The sequence below is a fragment of the Paraburkholderia lebeckiae genome (assembly GCF_050436325.1).
Classification (GTDB): domain Bacteria; phylum Pseudomonadota; class Gammaproteobacteria; order Burkholderiales; family Burkholderiaceae; genus Paraburkholderia; species Paraburkholderia tuberum.
The window spans coordinates 979,245-1,002,338 of the sequence record NZ_JBNDLZ010000002.1; the positions used below are offsets into that span (position 1 = coordinate 979,245).

Genomic DNA, 23,094 nt, shown 5'->3' on the forward strand with positions numbered 1-23,094 from the left:
TCGGTCGCTCACGCAAACTCACGCCAGCTCCGGGTTTCAGTCCAGCGAAAGCCGCAGCGCGAAGCCGATCAACGCAGCCGAGAAGGTCCACCGTTGTACGGTCTGCGCCAAAGGATGGACGCGCATCCAGTTGGCGATGCGCGCCGCGCCGATCGCATACAACGCGTCGAAGCATGCGCCGATCACGAGCAGCACGACACCAAGCTCGATCATCTGCCACGCTACCGGCCCCGCTTCCGGCCGCACGAATTGCGGCAACAGCACCGAGCAGAACAGTAGGGCCTTCGGGTTGAGCAGGTTCGTCAGCAGACCTTTGACGAACGCGGTCCGCAACGGCCGCACCGCATTGCCCGCATCGCTCGAAGCAGTGGATTCCACTCGCGGCGCGCCGGCCGCTTGCCTGTCGCGCGACCCGGCCGGCAAGGCGAACCCGGGCGAGCGGAAGATTTGAATCCCCACCCACGCGAGGTAGATCGCGCCGGCATAGCGCACTGCGTCGTACAGCCACGGCGCGTTGCGCAGCAGCGCCGCCATGCCGCACGCCGACAGCGTCACGTGCGTCGCGCGCGATACGCCGAGCCCCGCCGCGGCCGCGAAGCCGCTGCGCACGCCGCGCGCGATGCTGGTTTGCAGGATCAGCGCCATGTCCGGCCCAGGCACCGCATAAACGACGATCAATGCCGCCACGTAGACGGTCAGCAGGTGAGCGGAAATCATCGGAGCCTCCTTGTTGTTCGAGGTTCCATGTTGATATCGGATGTGGAGGGTTTGCTGGCGATTTTCATTCATCCGCACTCAACAAATAGCGGAATGCGCTAATATTTCGACAACTGGCGACGCCTTCCACCAACCCGCAGAAACCCTCTCCCAACCATGTCCACTGACGATCTCGACAAAACCGATCGCGCGATTCTCGCCGCGCTGCAAAACGACGGCCGCATGTCGAATGCGCGTCTCGCCGAGATGGTCGGCCTTAGCGAGACGCCTTGCGCGCGGCGTCTGAAACGTCTGGAGAACGATGGTTACATCGACCGCTACCGCGCAGTGCTGTCGCGCGCCGGGCTCGGTCTGGGCGTGATCGCGTTCGTGCTCGTGCGCTTCGCGGTGCACGACCGCGTGGTGGCAACGCGCTTCGAGCGCGAGGTGCAGGCGATCCCGCGTATCCTGTCGTGCCACAACGTGTCGGGCAGTGCCGACTACATCCTGCAGATCGTCGCGCGCGACCTCGACGACTACGGCACGTTCATGCGCGACGAACTGCGCGGCCTGCCGGGCGTGACGTCAGTGGAATCGGCCTTATCGTTGCGCGAAGTGAAAGCGTTTGGCGGTCTGCCGCTGTCCTGAGCGCGAACGTGGCATAGTCACCCCTTTTAGTCCCCTTTTGAAGCGGCGCGAGCCGTACCGACGCGCCCCGACGACCCCGGAGTTCTCATGGATCACGACAAGGCGCGAGCCGAAGAAACCGCCGCAATGGAACGCGTGTTGATCGCCACCCAGCGTGTGCAGACCGCGTTCGCGTCGCTGCAATCGCAATTCCCGCCGGCAGGCAGCGGCAAACCCTCGCAATTTGCGTTGCAGACTTTCGACGCCGCGCTGCAAGAACTCGAAGACGCGCAAGCCGCGTTCGACGAACTGCTCGGCGATCTGCTCGACGGCAATCGTTGAGCGCTAGCGAGCGGCTGGCCGGCGCCACGCTCGCCAGCCGGCTCGCACGCTTCGCGCCGCCGCATGGGCCTTAACGCGCGTCCGTCTCCACCACCGGCTCGCAGAGAATCGGAAAATTGACGGAGTTCGCGACGTAGCACTTCTGATGCGCGACGTGATGCAGACGCGTGGCCAGTTCGACATCGCCGCTCGCGCGGATCGTCACGCGCGGGCGCAGCACGATCTGCGAAAAGCGGCCGTCCTGCGCGGTATCGAGCATCGTGCCTTCGGCGTCGTCGCGATAGTCGAGCACGACGATGCCCGCCTCCGAGCACAGGTGCAGATACCACAGCTTGTGACACGCGCTCGCCGACGCGACCAGCAGGTCCTCGGGATTCCAGCGCGTCGCGTCGCCGAGAAACGCCGGATCCGACGAGCCCGGAATGTCGGGCTTGCCGCCGGAAGAAATCACGTGATCGCGGTCGTAGTCGCGGTAGCCGGAGGTGCCGCTGCCGCGGTTGCCGGTCCATTTCACCGATACGTGGTACTTGTGCTCGCCGTGCGCCATTCGCTTCCCCTTTGGTCGAATCGGACCTGCATTCCATCCGCGCCACACTAGCGCGGCGGCGCCGCGCGGCCGGTCACGTTCGGCGCGCGTGGGTCGGGATTCATATAGAGCGCCGTGCCGTTCGCGCGCATGTTGTTGAGCGCGGCGCCCGAGCCGGTCGCGCCACCCGAGCCGAGCCCATACGAACCGCCCGCCGAAATGCCGGGCCCCGGCATGGCACTCGGACTGACGCCGGTACCGATGCCCATCGCGCCGCCGACAGCCGCATTTCCGCTGCCCCCGCTGGTGCCCGCGTTCGTGCCCGCATGAGTGCCGTTTTGGCTGCCGCCAGGATTGCCCGGTTGCTGGGCCTCTACCGTTGCAGCGGCCCCCACCGTCAACAGCGCCGCAAGCAACGCCGCCCACACGATCCCACCTGTTGCTGTCTTCATAGCTACTCCCAATCGCATCGATCCGCCGAACACGATATCTATTCTGAGCCGATCGCGCGACCGATGCAGCGGCGCCGCTCTCTCCCGCGCCCGCGACGTGTCCGTGCGCGTTATGATCGATCGTTACGCCCGAACGGCCGATCGCGCACGATGGAGCACGCCTACATCCACCTTTTGCATCTGCTCGCCGGCCACGCGACGTGGATGCTCGCGGTCGTTTTCCTCGCCGCTTTTTTCGAAGCGATCGCGGTCATCGGCACCTTCGTCCCCGGCAGCACCGCGATGTTCCTCGCCGGCGCGCTGACGGGCACCGGCTCGCTGAGCCTTGCCTGGGTCTTCGTGTGGGCGATCGTCGGCGCGGTCGCCGGCGACGGCGCCAGCTTCTGGCTCGGCGATCGCTACAGGGAGCGCATCGTCACTCTGTGGCCGTTCCGCGCACACCCCGGCGTACTCGACGCGGGCCAGCGCTTCTTTCTGAAGCATGGCGCGAAAAGCGTCGTGCTCGCCCGCTTCATCGGCCCGCTGCGGGCGATCGTGCCGGTCGTCGCGGGCATGATGGGGATGCGGCCGCTGCGCTTCCTCTCGATCAACGTGCTCTCCGCGCTGCTGTGGGCGCCCGCGCACATCCTGCCCGGCGTCGTGTTCGGCGCCTCGGTGCTGCTCGCGGGGGCGGTGTCGTTCCGGCTCGTCGTGATCATCGCGATGCTGGCGTGCATCGTGTGGCTCAGCTTTCGCGGCGCTGGGTTTCTGGTGTCGCACGCGAATGCGTGGTCGAGCGCGGCAGGCCGTCATCTCGGCAGCTGGGCATGCCGCCATCCGGGTCCGCTCGGCCGCATCGCGCGCCGCATGCTCGACCCCGACACGCCCGATGCCACCCACCTGCTCGCGACGTCGCTGGTCGTGCTGGTGGCGGGCGCGCTTTTCTTCGGGGTCCTTGACGACGTCGTCAGCGGCGATCCGCTGACGACCGTCGACCTGTCCGTTTATCACTTTCTGCAATCGATACGCACGCCGTGGGGCGACACGGTGCTCGCGGCGCTCGCGACGCTCGGCAGCGGCATCACACTGTTCGCGCTGATCGTCACGGTTGCCCTGTGGATGGTGTGGGAGCGGCGCTGGCGCACGATCGTCTACTGGCTCGCGGCGGTCGTGTTTTCGCAGCTGCTGATTCTCGGCCTGCAACTCGCGATGCGCCGCGCCCCGCCCAACGAACTCATGAGTGGCCACTTCGTGTTTCCGAGCAATCACGTCGCCGCGACGGTGATCATCTATGGCTTTCTCGCGTTTCTGCTCGCGCGCCGGATCGGCAAGCTCGGAGGCGTGCTGGTTGCCGCCGCCAGCATCATCGTCGTGATCGTGGTCGCGCTCGCGGGCGTCTATTTCGGCCGCTACTGGGTATCCGACGCGATCGGCGGCGCGGCGCTCGCGTATGTGTGGGTCGCGCTGATTGCGCTGACGGCGATCTGGCGGCATCCGCGGCCGCCGCCGCCGCGCCGTTTCATGCCGCTCGTGGTGCTCGCGGTCGTAGTGCTCAGTGTCGGCCTGCAGCTCGGCGTCGCAATGCCGACGCCGCCGGACAGCGCGCCGCAACCACCCCCCGTGCAGTTCACGCAGACGCAGTGGAAGCTCTCCGGGTGGAAGCGGCTGCCGTGCTTTCGCTCCGACATGGGCGGCGATCGCAAGGAGCCGCTGACGCTGCAATGGGTCTCCGAGCTCGCTTCGATACGCGAGCGGTTGCGCGCGCAGGGCTGGGTCGAGGGCACCGACGTGTCCGCGCACAGCCTGCTGTCGCTCGCTTCGCCCGACGTCGCGGCGGTGTCGCTGCCGGTGCTGCCGAAGCTGAACAATGGCGTGCCGTCGTCGCTGGTCGTCATGCGACCGGGCAATTCGCGCGAGGAACGCTACGTGCTTCGCTTCTGGCCGAGCGGCTACATGGTAGACAATGGCACCTCCGCGGCGCCGCTGTGGGTCGGCGCGTTCGCGCACGAGCGGCTGACGCGGCCGTCCTGGCCGCTGAACATTCTGCACATCGATCACGACGCGAGCCCGCTCGACGCGCCCACCAGGTCGGGCGCCGAGCTCGGCGCGACGGTTCTTGCGGAGGTCGATTGTCACGGCGTGCCGGTGTCGCTGCTGGTCTCGCCGAGGCAATGAGCTGTACATCCAGACACCGTCAGGCATCTCAGGCATCCCCAAGTCAACGATTCGATAAAGGAGACAACCGTGGGCCGCTTTTCGACCGAACAACTCGATAACTACGCAGTGACATTCGAACGCGACGGCATGGTCGTTCTGCGTCAGCATTTCCCGAAGACGACGCTGCTCGCATGGCGCGACGCGTTCGCGCCATTGTTGCAGCAACAGATCGCCGCGCAGGCGACCGCCGTGCGCGGCGAAAACCGGCACTACATCACGCTGCCGTTCACGGGCGTATTCGCCGATCAGTCGATCTTCTGTGATCCGGACGTCCTCGGCATCGTCGAGCGCGTGGCCGGCGACGACCCCGTGATGTGCCAACTGGGCACCGACACGCCACTGAACGGCTCGACGTATCAGGAGGTTCATCGCGACACGCCCGCGCTGTTCGACGGCGAAGCGGAAACCCCGTCGTTCCAGCTCGCGGTCAACTTCCCGTTATGCGACGTCACGCTCGAGAACGGCCCATTCGAAACGACGCTCGGCACGCATCGGATGCGCGCCGAAGACGCGCTGAACGCATGGCGCGACGGCCGCCTGCCGTTGCATGCGATCACGATGGAACTCGGTGACGTGATGATTCGCGATGTGCGCTCGCTCCATCGCGGCACGCCGAACCGGACGGCGCTGCCGCGTCCGATGGTCGTGATCGGCTATAGCCGCAGCTGGTACTTCAGACCAGAAGTCCACATCGACGTACCCGGCGCCGTCTATCAGCAATTGGCGCCACGGGCGAAACGCCTGCTGCGCCATATGCCGCGCGTGAGCGAACTCGACAATGCAAGCGCGCCGGAGCAATACCGGAAATTCGCCTATTGAAGAAAGCATTCAGTCGCCGCATTGGCCGCGCAACGAATTGTCACGAAAGCGAATCGCCAATTGACGCGCAATTGCCATAACGGAAATGACTGAGGCGAAGCGGGGATACACGGTGTCACGAACGACAATCGATTTGACATTTAAGTCTTCGTTGCGCAAATGCAACGACACACCGGCATTATCCCCACTTCCTCCCCGCTATTTGCACCGATAGCGCGCCTGATTCATTTTTCCACTCACGCAATCCGTAATCGCACTGGCAGAATGAGCAGAACGCCAGATAGCGGGAACCGGCATGCGTCGCCATTTCCGCAATGAAACACGGCGGCCGCGATTTTCTGCCCAATTGCACGCATTAACGCTATCGTCTCTTTGCGAGCTGAACTCGTAGTCCACCAGGAGCTTCGTGTGCGGAATCGATCGATGTCTCGCGTGAAGAAAGACCGCCAGTCCGCCGTTCGCAGCCTCCGCTCGCGTGTTTCCCGATTATCTTCAAGTCCGCTTTCCGGCTCGCTTTCCAGCTCGCTTTCCAGGCTTCTCCCCCGGTTATCGCTTTGCATGACTGCGCTGGTGCTCGGCAGCTACTCCGCGTATGGCGTCGCCGGCGTTTCCGTATTGCGTCCGCCGCGCGAAGCGCTATCGAGCAGTCCACTCGAAGTGACGATCGTCTATGCCGGCGATCAACCCGATGGCACCGAAGTCGACGTGCCGGCTCAATTGAACATCGCGATCAGCAATACCGACGTGGTACCGCATCGGCTCGCGCTCATGCGCGAAAGCGGCGCACCCGAGCATCTGAAGCTCGCCGCCGGCGAACTGAAGACAGTGCGCTATATCGGCACGTGGCCCGAATGGGCGCGCGGCGCGATGCAGATCGACGTGCCGGATCTCGACGTGTCGCCATCGTACGTGCTGCTGACGCGTCCGCCGCGCTCCGGCAAGGACGCGGCGCTCGCGTCGGCCGGGAGCGCCAATGGAGCAACGGCGGCGGGCACCGCGAGCGGCGCACCGTCGTCGACGAGCCTGATCGCGTCGTCGCCCGCGCCATTGCGACCGGATGCGCCGGTGCCGCAAATCAACACTTTCCTGAGCCGCTTCTCCGCCTTCGAACCGACGTATTTCGCCGATGGCGGCGGTAGCGAGTCCCTCGCGAAATTCCAGCTCAGCTTCAAGTTCCGCCTCGTCGTTCCGGACGACCCGCGCTCGCGTGGTTTCGCGGACAACCTGTACTTCGCCTATACGCAAACCTCGCTGTGGGATATCAAGAAGTACTCGGCGCCGTTCCGCGACACCAGCTATATGCCGGCACTCTTTTATTACCTCGAAGACACCGGCTGGAAGAGCACGTGGTGGAGCAGAATGGGCGTGATGGCCGGCTACGAACACGAATCGAATGGACGCGACGGTCCGGAATCGCGCGGCGTCGACTATGTGTTCCTCAAGCCGATCTGGGATTTCGGCGACATCAACGGCTACCATCTGACCATCGAGCCGAAGATTTATTACTATACGCACATCGCCGGCGAGAACCACGACATCGCCGACTACCGCGGCTATGTGGATCTGCGGTTCATCTACGGCAGCCCCGACGGCGCGCAATTGGACACGACGCTGCGCAAAGGAACGCAAGGCGGCAAAGGCAGCGTCGATACGCAGTTCACCTATCCATTGGCGAAGCTGATCAATAGCCGCTGGGGCGGTTATCTGTGGCTCGGCTTCTTCAGCGGTTATGGCGAGGACATTCTCGACTACAACCAGCATCGCTGGATCGCGCGAATCGGCTATAGCATCACACGCTAATCCGGAATTCACCTGGCATGCAAGCAAAGGGCCGCCGAGCGGCCCTTTTCCATTCGTTGACGGCCCACGACGCGCCGTAATACATCGAAAGTCCTGCCGTAATCCTTTCAGAAGTTTGCCCAAAGCCGACCCCCACCCGGCGGGCAACCCGTCATGGACCGCTCGTGAATGCTGTGTGCACGAACAGACGGGCATATCGGTGTGGATTTCTCTAGAGTTGTAAGGTCGCCGGTCCAACCGGCTGGCCACGCCGCGCGCTGAATTTTCCAGCGTCTAATCAAAACCACGGAAAAACCAATGAAAACTGCTCTCCTTAAAGACGTGTCGCCTGTTTCAAACGAGTCAACCGGACTTCTTTTGCATCGGAATAGTGCACCGCTTGCGCTCAAGCACGAAATTCACCCGGAACAGATCCGGGATAGCCTGCCGGCCCGTCAAGGGGGAGTCGGCTTTCTGTTCCACGCGACCGATTGGGAAACCCTTTCATTTTCTTTTCACAACGTTCGCGAACGAAGCGAATCGTTCGAAGAGGAGTTGTGGAAAACCAGGCCTTTCATCGCATCGCCGATCTATTCGGGCGCGCAGGTGATTGGCGCGAATATCGCCTGCCCGGTGCCGCTCGAAATGTGGCTCGGCAGCCCGCGCGGCATCAAGCGCTTTCGCGAGACGCAATTCTTTCCGGCGCTCGAGCTCGCCCGAAAGGCGGGCTTGAACATGGTCGCGATGGGCGCGTCGACGCCCTACGCGTGCAACTACGGCGCGCTGCCCCGACCGGTCAAGCCGCCTCACATCACGACGGGTCACGCGGCGACCGCGGCGATGCTGAAGGACTGGGCGATCCATTGCTGCGAGCAGCTCGACCTCGAGCTCGGCAACACGAAGCTCGCGCTGTTCGGCGCGGCCGGCCGGCTCGGCACGACGGTCGCGAAGTATCTGCTCTACAAGGATGCGCCGAAGGAGCTGGTGCTGATCGATCTGCCCGACAAGATCAACCTGCTGATCGATCAGGCGAACGAGCTGCTTGCGTCGGACCTGCTCGGCAAATCGAAAGTTTCGGTGCATACGTTCAGCCCGGACACGCCGCTGCCGGACTTCGACGGCGCGATTCTCGCGAGCAGCACGAGCGTGCCTTACCTGAGCGCCGCCGATCTGAAACGCGCGCAATTCTGGATCGACGACTCGCATCCGCGCGCGGCAAGCGTCGAAGCCGAACTCGCTTCTCGCGGTCATACGCTCTATATTGAATGCTTCGCGCGCGGGCCCGCCGGACTCGACACCGCGTTCCCGTTCAGGCTGCCATCCACCCGCGACTGCTATACCTGCTTCGCCGAAGGCTATTCGGCATGGCAGGAGGGTATCGCCTCCGATTTCATCATTGGCAGCCCGCCCGTGTGGTCGGTCTCTTATACTCATGGTCTCCTGAAGAAGTATGGCTTTTCGGTCGGACCGTTTCACGGCAAGAACGGCGATTCGCTCGCCGAAGTCGTCGAATCACAGCAATTCAATACGCATGAAATGATGGGTTCCTAATGAACTCGGAGGCCTGATGGCGATACCGCGCGAAAGCATGCGGGATATGCTGGAACGAAGCAGGTTCGCAATTCGATGGGGAGGCGCACTCGGCCTCCTGTGTCACCCCATCTATTACGTCGTCTGGACCTACATTCTTCCGCAGCCTTACGACAACCTGCTGCTGCGGCTCAGCGCGGCGGCCGTCTGCGTTCCCCTGCTGTTCCAGGCGCGCTGGCCGAGGCGCTACAACCCTGCGCTGCTGATCTACTGGCATTGCTGTCTGATTTACGTGCTGCCGTTCGTCTGCACGTTCCTGACCGTAAGAAACGGTTTCTCCACGATGTGGATGATGACCGAGGTCATGATGATCTTCATTCTGGCGCTGTGTATCGACAACCCCCTGCTGCTGATAACCTGCATCGGTATTGGCGTGTTTTCCGGCGGGCTCGCCGGCGTGTGGAGCGCGCCGACGCCGGTCGTTCTCAGCGCGCAGGACAAGTCCAATCTCGCGTTGCTGCCGGTGGTCGTGCTGTGCAGCATGGCGTTCAGTCATGCGATCAGCAAGGGACGCATCTTCGTCGAAAAGAACCGCGCGTTGCAGGCGCTCGCGGGGTCCATCGCGCACGAGATGCGCAATCCGCTGAGCCAGTTGCGGCACGTGCTCGACCGCGTCGAGGAAGCGCTGCCCGCGGCGACCGAAGCGGGCGCGGCGCCGACGCTGACCGACGGCACGGCCTCGCTGATGTACAACCACCTCGCGCAGGGGCAATTGTCGATCGAGCGCGGCCTGCGCATCATCGCGATGACGCTCGACGAAGTCGCCGCGAAATCGATCCGCCCGGATAGTCTCAGCTACCTCCACGCTGGCGCGACCACGCGCAAGGCGCTCGCCGAATACGGCTTCGACAACGACAAGGAACGCGCGAAGGTGAGCGTCGTCGTCAGGCGCGACTTCGTGTTCAAGGTCGACGAGACGGTCTATCTGTTCACGTTGTTCAACCTGATCAAGAACGCGCTGCATCACATCGTCGCGTATCCGCAGGCGACGCTCACATTGACCGTCGACCGCGACTCGGTGATCGTACGCGACACCGGCCCCGGCATCGCGCCGGAGATCCTGCAGCATCTGTTCGAGCCGTTTCGCACGGCCGGCAACTCGGGCGGCACCGGGCTCGGGCTTGCGTACTGCCAGCGCGCGATGCGCGCGTTCGGCGGCAGCATCGACTGCGAATCGGAACTCGGCAGGTTCACCGCGTTCACGCTGCGCTTTCCGCCGGTAGCGGCCAACGAGGTCGAGGAGCACGAGCGGCGCCTGTTCGAACGCGCGATGCCGGCGTTCAAGGGCAAGCGCGTGCTCGTCGTCGACGACGACGACACGCTGCGCGCCCGCACCCGCCGCGTGCTGACGAAGGCCGGCGCCTATGTCAGCGAGGCGTCGGGCGGCGAGCTTGCGCTCGCCACGTTGCGGCGCGCGCCGCTCTACGACCTCGTGTTGATGGACATCAGCATGCCCGCGATGGACGGCTACACGACGACCGAGCGCCTCCGCGCCGACAGAGACTGCCCGAACCGCAACGTGCTGATCGCCGCCTATACCGCCGAACCGGGCATCGCGGTGCGACTGCGCGCGCGGCGCGCCGGCATGGACGAGATCATCAGCAAGACGTCGAGTGTGCAGGAGCTGCTCAACGCGTTGCAGACCCTCTTCGACAACGGTGCGCATCATCAGCCGGGCGAACTGCCCGATGTCTTCGCCGGCAGAACCTTTGTGATCGCCGACGACGACACCTACAGCCGGCTTGTCGCGAAGGCGTATCTGGAGCGCTGCGGCGCGAGCGTCGTCGAGGCCGACCACGGTCAGGCGGTCCTGACCAAACTGCACGAAGACGGCTTCATCGACGCGATCCTGATGGACGTGAACATGCCGGGCATGAACGGCATCGAGACGACGAAGTCGATTCGCGCGCGCACCGATGCCTACGCGACGCTGCCTATCATTGCGCTGACCAGTCACACCGATGCCGGAGCGGTGCAGGCCTGCGTTGCCGCCGGGATGAACGAGGTGTTGATCAAGCCGGTGCAGGCCGGCTCGCTGTACGCATGTCTCGCGCGGCAGTTCGGCACACGGGGCGCGCTGGTTGCGGACGCTCCACAACGAATCACGGAAACCGCGGGCGGAGCCGCGCAAACGGATTTTGCGGCGATGCCGGTGGCATTGCCCCTCACTGCGAGCGCGGCCGCGGCCGCGACCATCGCTGAAGAAGGCCTGCTCGACGAAGCGCACCTCGGGGAACTGGTCTCGCTCGATCTGCTTGACGAATCGTTCCTGAACGGCATCGAGCAGATTCGCTCGCTCGTCGTGCGCCTCGCAGGCAACAGCGCGGCCGTCGATATCAAGGCGACGCACGCGAGCTTGCACGCGTTGCTTGGCGTCAGCGGCAACATCGGCGCGAAGGCACTGCATCGCTACGCGCGCCAGATCTATCCACGCGTGATCGCCGGTGAGTGGCCAGTGGAAACCGACTGGCACGCGCAGATCCGCGCGCTGAGCGCGCGCTCGACCGACGCCTTGCAGCGGTATTACGCGTCGGCGAAAGGCCCGCGCGATCATCGCGACGCGCTGAGCGATTGAGAGCTGCTGACACGCGTGGACCTGAGCCGACCGACGCTGTACCGGCTGCTGAATACGCTCGAACAGAACGGCTTTCTCGCCTCGTCGGGCGAGCCGCAACGCTTCAGGCTCGGCAGTTCGGTCGCGCAACTCGCGCATGCGTGGATGGCGAACAATACGATCGCGCAGCTTGCGCAGCCGATGCTGCGCGAGCTTTGGGAAGCGACATCGGAGACGGTCGCGTTGTTCGTGCCGGAGGGGACGTACCGGATCTGCGTGGCCGAACTGGAAAGTCCGCAGCCGCTGAGTTTCCGGCGCGGGGTCGGCTCTCGCGAGAAGCTCGTGCTCGGCGCGAGCGGCCGCACGATTCTTTCGCAGATGCCGCTTTCGGAGGACGATCTGCGGCGCTATCTGACCGATCCGGATCAGGACGTCGCGGCGCTAGCCGCCGATCTCGACGCGGTCCGCGCACGAGGCTTCGGCACCAGCCATCACGAGCTGATCGCCGGCGCAGTCACGGTAGTTGCGCCGTTCTTCAACGGCGCGAACCAGGTGGCAGGTTCGGTGTGCATCTTCGGGCCGAAGCGTGCGCGTAACCGATGAGCGCGTCGCGCAGTTCGCGGAGCTGCTCAAGCGCGAGGTGGGCAATCTGTCGCGTGCGCTTGGGCATCAAGGGGAAACTGGACGGCCGCCGGGTACGGCACGTCGGTGAAATCGGCCTCAAAGGCGCTGGCCAACGCCGGGAGCGTCGTCAGAAAAGTCGACGCTTTGCTCAGGCTCCCGCTGATTCAGGGCTGAAGCCGAAACCTCACGCCTCTGGCTGTGCGTTTATCACGCGCCCCGCGAGCGCCGTGCGCGAGGAACCGGACGGCATTATGTTCGGCATAGCCATTGCCGCTGCGATGCCGGCATAAGCGTTTTCGGCGACATCGTCGATAGCCTGGTTTGCCTGGGTTAAGCAACTGGTCGCTAGCGTTGTTGGCCGGCTGTACGCCCTGTGCGACCGAGCTGTTCATCTGACCGACGCGTGTGTGTGCGATGTTTCGTCGTTGGACAGCGGCGACGACGCAATAGTCAATGCAGCGACGCCGGTTACCGGTGTGAGCAGCACGGCGGCTGAAGCACGCGCGGCTTCGCTTCCAGACATCAAGAACTCGTCGCATCGGACATTCCATCGGACACGCGCACGATACGGACAACCGCGCCCGTCGTGATCCGTCCGAATGGCGAGACACAGCGGAATCATCTCCAATGAGCAGTGAGACGCTTCTCTACCCTCCAAAGCCGGCGCGATGCCCGGCGTTCTCGTCTTTGCCATCATGCTCATCTACGTTACTGCGCGACGAATTCCGTTGACTTCGTCAATGCGACAATCTCCGCATCGTCTCTCTCCTCAAACCGAGGAGCCCTCCGGCTTTCCAGATCGATTCGGTGTGCCTTCAGCATTCGACGCCATCCTTGTCGTCGGAATATCCACGGGCAATGCCGCGAGTTTCTCGCGCAGAGCGCCCGTCGCGCTGTCGAACGCGATTCGCTGAATGGTAGTGAGCGGCATGGTGCCAGTTCGGCTCGTCACAGATATTGGATCGATCGGTTGATTATTCTTGCGCACCTCAAAATGCAGGTGGGCTCCGGTGGCCGTCCCAGTGGCGCCTACCGCGCCGAGCGATTGCCCTTCAGTCACCGGCGCGCCTACGCGCAAATCGCGCGCAAGGGCCGACAGGTGAGCATAGAACGTCGTATAGCCTCGCGGATGACGGAGCACGACGATCTTGCCGTATCCGCTTCGGATGCCAACGAACTGCACGGTTCCCGAGGCAGCCGCGACAACCGGGGTCCCCTTCGGGGCGGCAAAGTCCACACCTGTGTGCATCAGGTGCCTGCCCGTGACCGGATGGGTTCGGTAACCGAATCGCGAACTTATCCGAACGTAATCAAGCGGCATCGAGAATGGCTCAGCGGCAAGCCGCCGTCCGTCAAATGAATAGTAGTCTCCGCCAGTTTGCCCCGGCGGGGTAAACCACATGGCCTGATAGGTCTCACCGCGCGACCGGAGTTCGACGGCCGTTAGATGCTTGCGCTGTATGGTTGTCTCGTCGCGCGCGTAGAGAACATGGTAAGTGTCGTCCTTATGCGCGGGCGCGGCGAGGTCGAGCCGGGAGGCAAAAATACGCGCGATCTGCTCCCGTATTTCGACCGGCACGCTGGCCCGCTCCAAGGTGTCGAGCAAGTTACCCTTGATGCGTCCCGCGTATGCACCACTGTAAGATTCCGACATGACAAAAGGTCCAGCGTCAGATAGCTGACTATTCCCGGTTTCAGTAACCAATTTGTCAGTAGCCGGCGCAGCCATCTCCAAAGCCAAGGTCGGTTGGGACGCGCTGGATTTGTTCGCGCGACTGACTATCTCGGATACCGTCACCCACGCGGACACACTCAGCACCGCAACCACACCGCACAGCAACACGGCGCGCGCCACAGATTCAAATCGGGAATGCACCAAATGACTCACTTTGGTGGAAATGGCCTGAGCGCTTGCGCAGGCATGACATAGATAGGACAACCGCATCGCTTCAATACCTCACAGTCGGAACAAGGGCGCCGTGGGCATGAGTGACGTTGCTTGAGACGTACCGGAAACCTGACTGACAGAAGGCTCCTCCTTCGCGCCACACAACCCAGTAGGAAGAACCTCAAGGCTATGGATTGCGGTTAGCCACGAATATCAGCCCGATCCGATTTTTGAGATAACCTGCGCCAGCGCAGGCGATTGCATCGACGCCGCCGATACCTATTCTGTACACACAAAAAAGTACGCACTTCACTTTCCAGTGGCGACGCCATTGAGCGCGTCTAACCCTCGATCGCAAACCAGCAAAACTATGAACTCAAACGCCGATTTCGATGCGGTAGACATGATTTTCTGAACACAAGTTCGCACCTGCCGCTTCCGATAAGCCCGAGAGCAATACATACAAATGGGGTCATATTCGCCGCGATTGTGATTTAAGAACTCACGAACAGATTGAATGCGATAGTTTTTAGGCCCGATGTGAAACTGATAATCATTGAAAGGCCCTCCTGGCCGCCCTAGGCAGGGGGCGCGGCCAGGGTTACAGTTGAACTCCAACGCTCAACCAGCTCAAAGAGGAGGCCGAAATGCCCTACAGCGGCATCGATCTGCACTCGAACAACGCCGTCGTTGCAGTCATCGACGACCATGACCCACCCGCCGAAGTAAGCCTGATCCACCTAGGATAAGACGGCGGCTTTTTGCCGCCGATGCTGACTCCGGAGCACGCAGGGGAAATCAAGACATTGGCAAACCGTGAACGGCGGTGCAGAAGATAGCGCGGCAAACGGGCTTGTCGCACAACACGGTGCGCCGCTATCTGCGCGATGAGCAGGCGGCCCGATACAAGCAACGCGAGCCACGCCCGACCAAGCTCGACCCGTTCAAAGACTATCTGCTCGAGTATGTCGTCGCTGCACGACCGTACTGGATTCGGCGACAGCGCTGCTTCGGGAACTGCAGGAAGCCGGCTACGAAGGCGGTATCAGCCAGCTTAAGGTATTTCTGGCGCCGTATATGCGCCACGAAGCGAAGCCGGTTGTAGGTGACTGCGTCATAGCCGAGGCTGTAGAGCGCATTCAGCTCGAATGGTCCCACATGGCCGAGATACGACACCGCGTTATCCGCGCGACCGACGAACTGCGCGTCCTGCGCGGAAAGGCCGTAACTCGAATAACCGAGCGGGTCGAGCGCGAGGAAGTAGCGATACATCGGCGTCATCTGCCGGCCGAGCATCATCGCGCCGTAGCGGTCCGATTCGAGTCCGACGAACGCCAGTCGATAGGATTGGGTTCCGATGCACTATGTAATGCGATACGGTCAAATTCGGCCGTAGCAGTCGTCCAGGCGCACAATATCGTCCTCGCCGAGATAACTGCCCGATTGAACCTCGATGATTTCGAGCTGCACTTTGCCCGGATTCTCCAACCGATGCTGCACGCCGAGCGGAATGAAGGTCGATTGGTTTTCTGAAAGAAGAAACTGGTCCTCGCCCCGTGTCACGAGCGCGGTGCCGCGCACGACGACCCAGTGCTCGGCGCGATGGTGGTGCATCTGCAATGACAGGCGAGCGCCTGGCGCAACCACGATGCGCTTCACCTGAAACCGCTCGCCGCGCTCGATCGCATCGTAGAAGCCCCACGGACGGCGCACCTTCCGGTGCGTCTCGGCTTCAGGCGCGCGCTGCTCGCGAAAGCGCGCCACCAGCGTCTTGATGTCCTGCGCGTGTGAGCGGTCCGCGACGAGCACGGCGTCGTCCGTGTCGACGACGACTACGTTGGAGGTGCCAACGCATGCAACCAGCCGCCCGCCCTCGGCGCGCACATAGCTCGAGGTCGCGCCTTCGAAAACGACACGCCCGCTCGCGACGTTGCCGAGCCCGTCCTTCTCCATCGCTTCCCACACGGCATCCCAGGATCCAAGGTCCGACCATCCCGCCGCCAATGGCACGACCACGCCTTTGCAAGGCGAGCCGGCCGCGCCGATGTGCTCCATTACCGCATAGTCGATGGAATCCGCCGGCACACGGCCGAACTGAAACGGGCAAGGACGAATGAAGTTGTCGTCCGCCTTGCCTTCCACGAACGCCGCGGTGCAGGCCGCATGCATGTCGCCGTTGAGCTTGGCTAGCGCTTCGAGCCACACGCCCGCTCGCACGATGAAGATGCCGCTGTTCCACCAGTAGGTGCCTGCAGCGACGTACTGCGCGGCGAGTTCGGTCGTGGGCTTTTCGACGAAGCGGTCGATCAGATGTGCGCCGTTTTCGAGGGCGTCGCCGATTCGGATGTAGCCAAAGCCGGTATCCGGCCGTGTGGGCGCAACGCCAAACGTCACGATCATGGAGCGTTCGGCATATTCAGCGGCAATTGCGATCGCACGATGCAGCGCCGGAATGTCTGAGATGGAATGGTCAGACGGCATCACCACCATGATCGCGTCGTCATCCTGATTAACGGCTGCGAGCGCCGCGAGCGTGAGCGCCGGCGCCGTATCGCGCCGCGCAGGCTCGACGATAATCTTCGCGGAGACGCCGCACGCCCGCACCTGCTCTTCTGTCTGGAACCGGTGTTCCTCCCCACACACGATAATCGGCTGAGTGTCGACGTCGAAGCCGCCGACGAAACCCTCCATCCGTGTGACGGTAGCCTGCAGCAATGAATCCCGTCCGACCACGCCGATCAACTGCTTTGGAAACTGCTCACGCGACATCGGCCAGAGGCGCGTGCCCGATCCGCCTGCGAGAATGACCGGGACGATGCGCCGACAGGAGTGCCCGAGCGACGCTTCTGCGATCGCCGCTGCCATTGCGTCTTCAGAACTCACCGCGTCTTCCATCATCCACCCCTCTGGTCTTGCGTCGAACACGTACTTCCCGGCATCGCCAATTCGATTCATCGGTTATGGGTTCGCCGTGAAGCGCACTTTCTCCTGCTCTCCCACATAGGGGCCCTGCTTGACTTCGATGAAAGATACGTCGTCGATGACCTCGAACCCGTGCCCACCTGACGCCAGCAAGATGACATCACCCGCGCACAGCACGCGGCTCATCAGGAATTTTCGATCGGCCGTATAGAGCTTGACCATCGTGCGGCCCCGCGTGATGAAGAGAGAACGACCTCACGCGTCTGCAAGCATAGGAGCAGTTCCAGGGTCACTAGACCGGTTGACCGAATATGCCATGACGTTGGCTGAAGCGAGTCTCGCGGTACGAGGTGGTCTCACACGCATTCATTTCGCCGATGTCATCGGTGAGAGGAAGCGCGGGTCGCGACAAGATCCTGGCACCGGCCGCAACAGGCTGAGACCTGTCTACACCCGTCACTAACCTGAGAATCGCACGTCGGGCCTTTCAGGATCCACGCTCCGCTTGAAATCACCTTCGGATCAATGCGCCTCAATGGACGATTGGGCACCAACATGAATAAAGACTTCCCGGATCTATGTCGCTGGACACAAGGGTATGGTTGGTTCGGCCTTCTCCGGCGCATTGCCAGTCACGGCTATCACCACCCGATCTGCTCTTCTTTGGTTCATCATGCACTTATCCAAAGTGTTGCCCGCAGCCCATAAAGGAAGAGTACCTGCACACGAGCAGCTTCGAGCATACCAACGAAGCCTACGCTATCGCGAACGTCGCCGGGCTCAAGCTTTGCGAGGGGTATAACCGACAGGCCGGAACGCGGTACATATCGGTGATGTCCGAACGACAACGATGATTTGCAGAACGGGCATGTGCTGGCTGCGCTCATCCGTACGGCACACGAGGCAAAGCTCAACGGGGTGCTGATTATCGAACAGGGCATGATCGGCGCGGGCAGCACGTAACAGTCGTCCGGCCTGTTGCGCACGCACTATTCGGTGCGCCAGAACGTGGAACTCGCGCGCGCTTCGTGGTGGGCGTTCAATAATTTCGCTGACTATCTCGGCGACGACGAAGCGTCCTGTGGTTTCGTCGGCCAGAGGGCCGGGGTTCCAATGTTGCACACCGACTCCCCGCGATGCTTTCCCTACGGGCTGACGCGCCCGCGTCGCGGGCTTGCCTTGCATTGAGATATACAACCCTGAAAAACCATCCCCGAAACCCTGACCTTTCCCGCAATCCGGCTCGGTTTATCTGTTGAGCGGCTTCATGCTGTTGCTGTGAATATTTCCATAGATCCTGTCTGCCGCTTGCTGCTTCGTCAGCTTGCTCGTTTTTGCACCGGATTGCGGAGCCCGATTGGACGGTTTAATGGGTGCGAGGGATTGGCTGTGCAGGTTCCCATAGCCCCTATCAGCGGCCTGTTGCGAGGGCGTATCGGCCGAACTGGCATTGGCGTACGCCGCGAGCGACACTAAAAACACGGTGACGAATACTTTTTTCAAGATGGCTCCATGCTGCAACACTGTTCTAACGGGGCTTAGCGCCGGGTTTTTGACAAAACTTCATCCCCGAAACCCTGACCTTTTATCCCCGAAACCCTGACCTTTAGCGATGCAGAGGCGGTCGAGCTACCTGCAAAAACTGCGTTTCGGCGGATTTTACATCCCAAGGCGGACTGTTTTGGCATGTTGGTCTACCACTAGACAGGCAAACGATCGCTGGACAGTCCGTCCCCGAAATCCTGACCTTTAGGTGTAGCGACTTGCATTTGAAACTGGCCGTGCTTGCAATCCATGCGGCTTCCGGCTCGAATTAACTGCAACTGACGCGCCGCGCGTGCCCGGATTACCTGCAACTGTGCTTGCATTCGGCCGGCCCGGCTTGCAATCGCCGCCTGCTCGAATTAGTTGCAAATGACGAAAAGCGGCGTGTGCTATGCAGTTTGTGCGAGAAACGTTGGGGGATAGTGGGACGTTGAAAGGTCGTAGCTGTTATTGGATGCTCGCCATGCGGGTTACGCAATGCCCGATCCCCGGTGCACAGGTCTTCCGGACAACTCAAGCTGGCGCTTTGACCAGATAGCATGCTCCGACCCTAATCGAGCCTTTACACTCGAAATGGCAGGACCGCCAAGCGCACTGCTGGAGGCAACCGTGAAGGCATTGGACGAGGCGTTCGGTCTCGGCGTAGTGCGATTCGGACGCGAACACGCAGAGGCCCAACCGGACGACTCCCGCGCTGTTGTCCAATTCGCCGTGGGCGTTGGGTTATTCGATTGGTTCTTCAATGCGCGAACTGGATATCGCGCACATTTTCGAGGGTGCTATAAGCGTGGGTTAGAGTTCAATAAACAGATCATCGAAGCGCTGCGCCGTTGCCTCGATGCGAAACTCCCTGATATTGTCATTGGTCGGGAACTGAATAAAAACTTCGAGGACTGCGGCGAGACAGAGATTCCGAGAAGCCTTTTAATGGACTCGCTTGTGCCTCACCTGTCAAAGGTATGGTTCTGTACCAAGCTTACCCGACCGTCTCAGCAACGTGATAGTGCCGTCAGTACCCTTGGGCAGATACTGCCGCAGCAGCCCGTTGGTGTTCCCGCAGGTATCGCGTTGCCATGAACCGTGCGGATCGCAGAAGTACACACGCACGCTGGTGGCGGCGCTGAGCTCCTGATGCCGGGTCATTTCCTTAGCCTGGTCGTAAGTGAAGCTCTGGCGCAGTGGGGCGGCGATCGAATTCAGTTTGGGAGTGAAGCCCGCCAGTGCCGAAGCGGCGGTGGCGTCTTCCATCTTCGCCAGCACCAGGCGACTGGTGCGCTCAACCAGCACGCCGACGGAAGACTGATTGCCGGCGTCGGCTCGTGCTGAGCGACTCCGCCGGGGCAGACGCATAGCCCACGACAGAACACGTGTTTCTGGTCAGCTCGCGGCTCACAGTTCGGGCCATGGCCGAACACTCGAACCCTGCTGCTTCATGCTTGCAATGGTCACGCGCTCTTCAGGCTGAAGCTGCTGATACGTTCTTCTTTTTTGCATGTGCGCACCTTACACGAGGAAGGTGTTGAAGTTCAGATTTGATCGCGCCGTCTGTTTCACATTGCTATTGCAAACGCGCCGCGTCGTCGGCCAACTACTTGCCATTATCCGCCAGTACCGCCGGCTGAACCTGAAGTTACATTAAGATTTCGCTACAAACGAATGCGGAGACCACCATGCCGAACCCGCCCGCCCCGCGAGCGCTGATCTGTTTTTGGGAAGAGTACATCGGGGCGGCCCCGAGCATCATCAATGCGATCCGTCGGTTGGCTGAAAATGGCTATCGAGTCGACGTAGTCGTGCGAGATCTTGGTGCGGATTATCCGGACGCGCCCGGGTTCCCAGCGGGTGTGACGATCATAGCTCTGCAGAAAAAGAACCGGGGCCTAGAAAGCCAGCGATGGTGCCCGGCGTGGATACGACGCGCATTGAATTGCGCAGCATTGGCGGTTAGCGTACATGATTTCGCGTTCGGAGCGGTAGACGAGCTGCGGGGACGATCCTACGAAGTCGCATTCGGTGTTGACCTATTTGGTTTGATAGCGGCAAACACGGTGGCTCGTAAATCAAAGGTTCGTCGCCTGGCTTACTGGTCACTCGAAATATATCTACTCAGCACTATCCGAAACCCAGTCATACGCTGGGCGAAGAAGCGCGAGATCTCGCTGAGTCGTGGAGCAGACCTCGTCATAGCTCAAGACGAAGAGCGGGGGCGTTCGCTAGCTCTCGAGAACGGATTCACTGAGCAGCGCATAGCATATGTGCCTAATTCCCCTATGGGTCGTCCAGGCGGTGTCGACACTGCTTTTCTTCATCGCCGATTTTCACTGCCGCCCAATATCAGGATCGTCTTACATGCAGGCATGATTTCTCGAGAAATGCAATCCATTGAACTGGCTCGCGCCGCAGCTTCGTGGCCAGACCCCTATCGATTGCTATTTCATGAACGGCGCCGCCGTACCATCGATGATCCGTACATCCGCGAAGTTTCGAACGCGAGCCAGAATCGGGCTATCTTGTCACTTGATCCAGTTCCTTATGACCAGCTCGATAGCATCTACGCATCCGCATGGGCAGGGGTGGTTTATTACGCGGACGATATAGGGCCAAACTTTCACCAGATGGCAGCGGCATCTGGGAAGTTGGCATTTTGCCTGCGAAACGGGATCCCGGTCGTAGTGCGAAATCTGCCTTCGCTACAGCGGATGATGGATGTCAGCGGATGCGGAATCGCTGTCAGTCAGCCCTCCGAGATACTGGATGCGCTCTCTCGCATCGCAGAAGATTACGAAGGTTACCGAAGGCGCGCACTTAGTTGCTTTGACAACTTTCTTGACTTTCGGCCGTTGTTTGACGAGGCACTGGAGCGCCTCGTATCCAACCAGGCTATAGCTTGATCCGCTGTTTATGGAAGAACGAGCAAGAATCGTGAAATCGTGGCAAAGTCGCCGCGAACGAATCGACGCAACCCAGCCGCACCGGCATCTTGCCCGTATGCGAGGCATCGCCGATGCGGGCTCTGACCATCTGCGCATGCTCGATCAATGGCCCCGCCAACTCCACCAACGCGCGCCCCGTTACATTCGGGCCGCGCTCTGGCTCAGGCCGAGCTGCTTCGCGGCACGTCATCGAGCCGCTTTCGCACACGGCGACGAATGCCTGTAGCGCGCGCAGATCGATCGGGGTCGGGGTTCGTCTCTTGAAATGCTCCGCTCGCATGGGTGACTTGCCGGTCATCCTGTGCGGCACGACAGCATGGTGCCGGGGTTCACAGGGTTGGTGTGCAGGATGAGTAATTGCATTGGCTCGGCATAAGTTTGCCTAAGGCTAAGCTGAACAAGCCACTAAATCGGCGACGTGTCAGCGACTTGAACGTCGCCAAGTCATGAGGCCGAGCTTAAGCCATTGCTTTTCGGCCCTCGCAGGCCTGTTGGGCGGGCACTTTGCCCGCCTTTCGCCCACTATGGGCGTACCGGTGCCATCAGTTTCTTTCGCGACAGGTAGACGTTCGCCAGTGCGAGCGCGACGAACGCCCGGTTGGCGTTCTTTGCCAACCCGCGATAGCGCACCTTCGTAAATCCCCACAGTCGCTTCACGACCGCGAAGACATGTTCCACCCGGGCGCGGATCTTCGACTTGTTGCGGTTCTTGCCCCGTTGCACTTCGTCGACTTCGCCGCCCGCACGGCGCGTGCGCTGATTGGTAAAGTCGCGCGCCCTGGGCGCCTTGCTGTGGATCAGTTCCTTCTGGCTCGCATAGGCGCTGTCGCCGTAGACGCGCCGCTCCTGGCCGTGCAGCAATTGCGGCAGTGGATGCTTGTCATGCACGTTGGCCGGCGTGAGCACCGCGCTGTGCCCTAGGCCACTCTGGCTGTCCACACCGATGTGCAGCTTGGCACCGAAGTACCATTGCTTGCCCTTGCGGGTCTGATGCATCTCGGGGTCGCGCGCCTTCTGCTCATTCTTCGTCGAACCCGGCGCGCCGATGATCGTCGCGTCCACGATGGTGCCGCTTTTGAGCTTCATGCCGCTGGCCTGCAGCACCCGGCCGACTTCGGCAAACAATTGCTCGCCCAGTTTGTGCGTCTCCAGCAGGCGCCGGAATTTGAGCAGCGTCGTCGCGTCCGGTACGGCTTCACAACCCAGGTCAATTCCGGCAAAGCGACGCAGGCTGGCGCTGTCGCAGAGGGCCTCTTCGCAAGCGAAGTCGGCCAGATTGAACCAGTGCTGCACGAAGTGGATCCGCAGCATGCGCTCCAGACCAATTGGCGGGCGGCCATTGCCGCGCTTCGGATAATGCGGCTCGATCACCGCGCACAACTGCGGCCATGGCACGATCGCATTCATCGTGTCGAGAAACTCGTCGCGCCGCGTGCGTTTGCGGTGGGTCTCGAAACCCGCACCTTGATCGGCTGCCATCGCCAGCGTCTGCTGCTTCATCCTGTTCTGCCTGCCTCTTTAAACACGATCTATATAACGCGTGAAGTACCAACTCGGTGGACTTGATCAGCATTGCCCTAATACAAAATTGGTGCAGCCAA

General features: G+C 61.7%; 18 protein-coding genes and 5 pseudogenes. 12 read left to right on the plus strand and 11 right to left on the minus strand.

Features of this window, described 5'->3' with window-relative positions:
- Positions 1-36 precede the first annotated feature (36 nt).
- Complete coding sequence (locus OKW44_RS07535) at positions 37-717, minus strand: LysE family translocator (protein WP_018425025.1); 681 nt, start codon at positions 715-717, stop codon at positions 37-39.
- 156 nt (positions 718-873) lie between these two features.
- Here OKW44_RS07535 and OKW44_RS07540 point away from each other — a divergent pair, with 156 nt between their 5' ends.
- Together OKW44_RS07540 and OKW44_RS07545 are read left to right on the plus strand one after the other, a co-directional pair.
- On the plus strand, positions 874-1,344 hold the full coding sequence (locus OKW44_RS07540; RefSeq protein WP_018425024.1) for an Lrp/AsnC family transcriptional regulator: 471 nt from the start codon (positions 874-876) through the stop codon (positions 1,342-1,344).
- Positions 1,345-1,431: 87 nt separating this feature from the next.
- Positions 1,432-1,665, plus strand: a complete 234-nt coding sequence (locus OKW44_RS07545; RefSeq protein ID WP_018425023.1) for a hypothetical protein — start codon at positions 1,432-1,434, stop codon at positions 1,663-1,665.
- A 70-nt stretch (positions 1,666-1,735) separates the two neighbouring features.
- Here OKW44_RS07545 and OKW44_RS07550 read toward each other — a convergent pair whose 3' ends face one another.
- Positions 1,736-2,212 (minus strand): OsmC family protein, encoded by a 477-nt coding sequence (locus tag OKW44_RS07550; protein WP_018425022.1) that lies wholly within the window; start codon positions 2,210-2,212, stop codon positions 1,736-1,738.
- A 47-nt stretch (positions 2,213-2,259) separates the two neighbouring features.
- Positions 2,260-2,643 carry a hypothetical protein gene (locus OKW44_RS07555; protein ID WP_018425021.1) on the minus strand — a complete coding sequence of 128 codons (384 nt, stop codon included), beginning with the start codon at positions 2,641-2,643 and terminating at the stop codon, positions 2,260-2,262.
- A gap of 150 nt (positions 2,644-2,793) precedes the next feature.
- On the opposite strand from OKW44_RS07555, the gene OKW44_RS07560 reads away from it, so the two are divergent.
- The 6 genes from OKW44_RS07560 to OKW44_RS07585 all read left to right on the plus strand — a co-directional run bounded on the left by OKW44_RS07560 (position 2,794) and on the right by OKW44_RS07585 (position 12,184).
- Entirely contained in the window at positions 2,794-4,797 is a 2,004-nt protein-coding gene (locus OKW44_RS07560) for a bifunctional DedA family/phosphatase PAP2 family protein (RefSeq protein ID WP_018425020.1), read from the plus strand.
- A gap of 69 nt (positions 4,798-4,866) precedes the next feature.
- Positions 4,867-5,658, plus strand: a complete 792-nt coding sequence (locus OKW44_RS07565) for a phytanoyl-CoA dioxygenase family protein (protein ID WP_018425019.1) — start codon at positions 4,867-4,869, stop codon at positions 5,656-5,658.
- 558 nt (positions 5,659-6,216) lie between these two features.
- The gene (locus tag OKW44_RS07570; RefSeq protein ID WP_018425018.1) at positions 6,217-7,458 is read left to right on the plus strand and encodes a phospholipase A; all 1,242 of its coding nucleotides are present in this window, start codon (positions 6,217-6,219) and stop codon (positions 7,456-7,458) included.
- A gap of 297 nt (positions 7,459-7,755) precedes the next feature.
- Complete coding sequence (locus tag OKW44_RS07575) at positions 7,756-8,988, plus strand: hypothetical protein (protein ID WP_026226624.1); 1,233 nt, start codon at positions 7,756-7,758, stop codon at positions 8,986-8,988.
- A gap of 16 nt (positions 8,989-9,004) precedes the next feature.
- The gene (locus tag OKW44_RS07580) at positions 9,005-11,602 is read left to right on the plus strand and encodes an ATP-binding response regulator (RefSeq protein WP_018425016.1); all 2,598 of its coding nucleotides are present in this window, start codon (positions 9,005-9,007) and stop codon (positions 11,600-11,602) included.
- A 15-nt stretch (positions 11,603-11,617) separates the two neighbouring features.
- On the plus strand, positions 11,618-12,184 hold the full coding sequence (locus OKW44_RS07585; RefSeq protein WP_018425015.1) for an IclR family transcriptional regulator: 567 nt from the start codon (positions 11,618-11,620) through the stop codon (positions 12,182-12,184).
- A gap of 790 nt (positions 12,185-12,974) precedes the next feature.
- Here the strand turns inward: OKW44_RS07585 and OKW44_RS07590 are convergent.
- Positions 12,975-13,859, minus strand: coding sequence for a M23 family metallopeptidase (locus OKW44_RS07590; RefSeq protein WP_113062028.1), 885 nt, complete (start codon positions 13,857-13,859; stop codon positions 12,975-12,977).
- Between the two features lie 1,004 nt (positions 13,860-14,863).
- On the opposite strand from OKW44_RS07590, the pseudogene OKW44_RS07595 reads away from it, so the two are divergent.
- Positions 14,864-15,197 (plus strand): annotated as a pseudogene (locus tag OKW44_RS07595) (IS21 family transposase); the annotation flags it as partial.
- 60 nt (positions 15,198-15,257) lie between these two features.
- Here the strand turns inward: OKW44_RS07595 and OKW44_RS07600 are convergent.
- From OKW44_RS07600 to OKW44_RS07610, 3 genes and pseudogenes are all read right to left on the minus strand, one after another.
- Positions 15,258-15,392 (minus strand): annotated as a pseudogene (locus OKW44_RS07600) (porin); the annotation flags it as partial.
- An 81-nt stretch (positions 15,393-15,473) separates the two neighbouring features.
- Positions 15,474-16,958: a mannose-1-phosphate guanylyltransferase/mannose-6-phosphate isomerase gene (locus OKW44_RS07605; RefSeq protein ID WP_018425011.1), complete on the minus strand. Its 1,485-nt coding sequence runs from the start codon at positions 16,956-16,958 to the stop codon at positions 15,474-15,476.
- A 93-nt stretch (positions 16,959-17,051) separates the two neighbouring features.
- Entirely contained in the window at positions 17,052-17,237 is a 186-nt protein-coding gene (locus tag OKW44_RS07610) for a hypothetical protein (protein WP_018425010.1), read from the minus strand.
- A 431-nt stretch (positions 17,238-17,668) separates the two neighbouring features.
- Here OKW44_RS07610 and OKW44_RS07615 point away from each other — a divergent pair.
- Together OKW44_RS07615 and OKW44_RS07620 are read left to right on the plus strand one after the other, a co-directional pair.
- Positions 17,669-17,933 (plus strand): annotated as a pseudogene (locus tag OKW44_RS07615) (NAD-dependent epimerase/dehydratase family protein); the annotation flags it as partial.
- An 18-nt stretch (positions 17,934-17,951) separates the two neighbouring features.
- A pseudogene (locus OKW44_RS07620) lies at positions 17,952-18,107 on the plus strand (NAD(P)/FAD-dependent oxidoreductase); the annotation flags it as partial.
- A 156-nt stretch (positions 18,108-18,263) separates the two neighbouring features.
- Here the strand turns inward: OKW44_RS07620 and OKW44_RS07625 are convergent.
- On the minus strand, positions 18,264-18,518 hold the full coding sequence (locus OKW44_RS07625) for a hypothetical protein (protein WP_018425007.1): 255 nt from the start codon (positions 18,516-18,518) through the stop codon (positions 18,264-18,266).
- 1,050 nt (positions 18,519-19,568) lie between these two features.
- A pseudogene (locus tag OKW44_RS07630) lies at positions 19,569-19,865 on the minus strand (IS30 family transposase); the annotation flags it as partial.
- Positions 19,866-20,230: 365 nt separating this feature from the next.
- Between OKW44_RS07630 and OKW44_RS07635 the strand changes: the two are divergent.
- Positions 20,231-21,451, plus strand: coding sequence for a glycosyltransferase family protein (locus OKW44_RS07635; protein ID WP_162634107.1), 1,221 nt, complete (start codon positions 20,231-20,233; stop codon positions 21,449-21,451).
- On the opposite strand, the gene OKW44_RS07640 is transcribed toward OKW44_RS07635, so the two are convergent.
- Positions 21,441-21,791, minus strand: a complete 351-nt coding sequence (locus OKW44_RS07640) for a LysR family transcriptional regulator (RefSeq protein ID WP_239499265.1) — start codon at positions 21,789-21,791, stop codon at positions 21,441-21,443. The genes OKW44_RS07635 and OKW44_RS07640 overlap by 11 nt on opposite strands.
- Before the next feature lie 224 nt (positions 21,792-22,015).
- Entirely contained in the window at positions 22,016-22,993 is a 978-nt protein-coding gene (locus tag OKW44_RS07645; protein ID WP_429409754.1) for an IS5 family transposase, read from the minus strand.
- Between the last annotated feature and the right edge of the window lie 101 nt (positions 22,994-23,094).